Origin of the sequence: Microcoleus sp. AT3-A2 (assembly GCF_036705685.1) — a bacterium.
Lineage (GTDB): Bacteria > Cyanobacteriota > Cyanobacteriia > Cyanobacteriales > Microcoleaceae > Microcoleus.
Window position 1 is genome coordinate 1 of the sequence record NZ_JAUBVF010000130.1, and the last position, 3,472, is coordinate 3,472.

Genomic DNA, 3,472 nt, shown 5'->3' on the forward strand with positions numbered 1-3,472 from the left:
CACCTAAACGGGTCTCAGCTAACTATGTTATTCTACCATAAATATAGTCTGTGTACTTACGCCGAGCTGTACTAGTGGTTTATTAAATTTTTGATAATGTACTAATCTTTGTTGTGTTTTCGATGGTACAGTAACTCCCGTTATGTATTTAATATCTTTTGATGCACTTTCATAAGCAGCATTAGCACTCAGTCTTAAACAGCAGTTTTCTAAATGCGGACTTAATCTGCTTCCCGTACCACACCCTAGTAGCTCCGCTTGCTTCTCGGTGATACTTAAATCACCTAATGTATTTTTTAATTTCTTTACCCTTCCTGCTTTTGTCCCGCTAGCTGAGTAGATAAAAAAAATCCGATCTGTGGTGTTACATGAGTTAATACTCTTTCTTTTACTGCTAGCTCGATATCTTCTAATGTCTTTAACGATTCAGGTTCACAATCCGCATACAGGATTGCAGAAATAGCTTCTACATGTGTTTGAATCGCCTGTTGCTGTTCTGGGGTCATGGTTCAGTTGCCATTAATAAGACACTATTATTCTCGCCTATTTTGCTCAACAAAGGCTCAAACCCACTATTTTACTTTTCTTGAGTATTTATGCTTATCGCAAAAGTGACACGCTCCCCTCCGCTTGCTTCTCGGTGATACTTAAATCACCTAATGTACTTTTTAATTTCTTTACCCTTCCTGCTTTTGTCCCGCTAGCTGAGTAGATAAAAAAAATCCGATCTGTGGTGTTACATGAGTTAATACTCTTTCTTTTACTGCTAGCTCGATATCTTCTAATGTCTTTAACGATTCAGGTTCACAATCCGCATACAGGATTGCAGAAATAGCTTCTACATGTGTTTGAATCGCCTGTTGCTGTTCTGGGGTCATGGTTCAGTTGCCATTAATAAGACACTATTATTCTCGCCTATTTTGCTCAACAAAGGCTCAAACCCACTATTTTACTTTTCTTGAGTATTTATGCTTATCGCAAAAGTGACACGCTCCCTACTTTTTGGACCATCCTTCCATTCCTCCTGATAATAATTTGGCATAACGTTCTCTCCGAGAACGCCGTGATGAAGCGTAAGGTATCTGGGGGTCCCCGGTCAATGTCTCGGTTTGAACAAACTGCTGATTTGTTATCTGTGATTCAAACTTGTCGGTTTCAGGGTAAAAGCGCAATGGCTTTTTTCCGTGATGCTATATCTGCCCATTCTTGTAACTTTTTCATGCCTTCTCTTATTCCCCAATCAAAGACCTGAATCCTTACATCGGATCGATCGGTAATTGCGCCTTTGCCGGAAGTAAGGGAGAACACGCAGATATAAATTCCGTGCGATTGCGGATGGCAGTGCTGCAGAAATAGGGGAAACTAATAGATAGGTTAAACAAGAATGGGGAAAATAAACAAGGTCGCTGGCAGTTTCAGAAGCTTTGACTCCAAGGCTGTATCTACCGGTAAACACACTTTTGGAGGATGTAATATGTTGACTTCTTTAAGGGAAACGACTCGCGCCTCGGAATACAAATTCCCCATCCAAAAGCTTTGTATTCAAGGGTCCCAGCATCAATGAAGGTGGATATTTTGTCTCCATAATTTTGACTGGGGAATCTGACTGCATCAGTAAAATTACCTCGGCACTTCCAAAATCGGCCTCTATTCTTAGAGAGACTGACAAAGTTCGCATAACTTCTGACGACAACTCAGGCTAACTACAATTGGGAGCATAACAGTTATGCACTCAGTATAAATACTGATGATAATTTAAGCTGCTGCTTTGAGATTGACACCAATCATTCCATTTAAGTAAGCTACTCGATGAGCCAAGACTTGCGGGACATTTTGCTCATTCCATTGTGCGCCAGAAATTTTGATACGACGACCAATTTGTTTGATTGCTGATTCCACAGCACCCGAGCCAATCGAACAAATCTTATTTGACTGATAATAGTGGTAATTAACGATACGTGTTCGGTGTTTGTTGAGATATACGCAGAAATTCTGTGCGGCTTTTTTTGTCAGATTTGCAAAAAGTTGTTTCGCTTTTTCTACCTGTCCCATCCATAAATAAGCTTGGGCTTGATTGATTCTTCGTTGTGAACCGCCAACCTTATTCAGATTTTCAATCAGATGATACCAGTCAAGGATTTCTCGGCGTTGTCGATTTGGAGCGACTAAAGCGATAATATTCCAAATTCCATCATGTCCATCTCAAGCGACAGGTAACAATTGACGCGATGGGTTGACTGTTGACCCAATTGAGCAGCCCAATATTATCTTGATAACCCGCGAGCAACCCACTGTTAGTCTGGATTGCTTTATAGTCTTTATAGATGCATTCTAGACAAGAGTGCAGTTCTTAATCTAACTTTTCCTCCATCTACCGATAATTCTTCAATTAGTGCTGTTACAGGAGGCAACAGAAACTGTTGCCGATGGACTAATCTCTGCTGTGACATGGCATTGGTTTGGACACCGGTGATGTATTCTAAATCTACTGCCGTTTGCTCGTATGACATATTGGCACTCAATCTCAGACAACATTGTTCCAAATGTGGACTAATTCTTGTGCAGGGCTTAACTCCGAGTAGTTTAGCTTGTTTCTCACTGATTTTGAGTATTCCTAATGTACTGGTAAGTTTTCTGGTTCTACCGGCAGTTGTTCCTGTTGATTGCTTAAAAAAAAAGCAGCAATTTCGGGACTGACGTACTGCTGAAGCTGTGTCTGAATAGTTTTTTCTATACTTTCGAGCGTGAACTGTTGTTCAGATTCAGCTTCTGTATATAAAATCTCCGCAATTGCTCTGGTATATTCTTGCAGCTTTCTTTGTTTCTCTGGATTCATAATTTTTCGAGAGTGGTAAACATATTTAATTATGGACTAATGAGGGGCATGGTACTTCTGAGTATTTTTACTCATCGCATAAGTGTTATGCTCCCACTACAATTAGGCTCTGTTATCCTCAGTTCAGATTACCTCGATTCATACAAAAGTCAATTGCCAAAATCGCATAGTTATCAAATAAGTTTGATGAGATAACTCCGGGGTGTATCTACCAATAATGCCCTTAATGGAGTCTCCAATATGAGTTCTACATTCGCTCAAGTTAACTCACAATCTTCTTTTGAGAAACGGCCACTTCGCTCCTTAGTCTTCATTGAATCCGGCGTGGAAGATTACGAGTCAATTACAGCGGGAGTGCTGCCGGGACAGCAGGTAGTAATACTCGATCGCACCAAAAACGGCATCGAACAAATCACCTCGGAGATGGAAAAGTACGCCTCTACTAACGGGGTGATAGACTCGGTTCACATTTTTTCTCACGGCAATTCTGGCAGCTTGCAGCTAGGTTCTGCAACGTTAAATGCGGATAATTTGCCGCAATATGAAAGCCAGTTGCAAAGGTGGCGAAATGCCCTAAGCGACAAAGCAGATATTGTGCTTTATGGTTGCGATGTGGCTGCGGGTTCGGGAAGCGAT

The 3,472-nt window shown here is 41.0% G+C and carries 3 protein-coding genes and 2 pseudogenes; 2 read left to right on the forward strand and 3 right to left on the reverse strand.

Going from position 1 to position 3,472, the window contains the following annotated elements:
* Positions 1-305: 305 nt before the first annotated feature.
* Together QUB37_RS29310 and QUB37_RS29315 are read right to left on the reverse strand one after the other, a co-directional pair.
* Positions 306-506, reverse strand: coding sequence for a hypothetical protein (locus QUB37_RS29310; RefSeq protein ID WP_333168715.1), 201 nt, complete (start codon positions 504-506; stop codon positions 306-308).
* 171 nt (positions 507-677) lie between these two features.
* Entirely contained in the window at positions 678-878 is a 201-nt protein-coding gene (locus QUB37_RS29315) for a hypothetical protein (RefSeq protein ID WP_333168715.1), read from the reverse strand.
* A gap of 118 nt (positions 879-996) precedes the next feature.
* On the opposite strand from QUB37_RS29315, the pseudogene QUB37_RS29320 reads away from it, so the two are divergent.
* Positions 997-1,252 (forward strand): annotated as a pseudogene (locus QUB37_RS29320) (IS66 family transposase); the annotation flags it as partial.
* A 503-nt stretch (positions 1,253-1,755) separates the two neighbouring features.
* Here the strand turns inward: QUB37_RS29320 and QUB37_RS29325 are convergent.
* Positions 1,756-2,836: pseudogene (locus QUB37_RS29325) on the reverse strand (ISKra4 family transposase).
* Positions 2,837-3,076: 240 nt separating this feature from the next.
* Between QUB37_RS29325 and QUB37_RS29330 the strand changes: the two are divergent.
* On the forward strand, positions 3,077-3,472 hold a 396-nt coding region (locus QUB37_RS29330), incomplete at its 3' end, for a DUF4347 domain-containing protein (RefSeq protein ID WP_333168717.1).

What these genes read in the sequence shown, in the direction of transcription:
- QUB37_RS29310 (WP_333168715.1), bottom strand. Translation starts at nt 506, where the DNA reads ATGACCCCAGAACAGCAACAGGCGATTCAAACACATGTAGAAGCTATT.
- QUB37_RS29315 (WP_333168715.1), bottom strand. Translation starts at nt 878, where the DNA reads ATGACCCCAGAACAGCAACAGGCGATTCAAACACATGTAGAAGCTATT.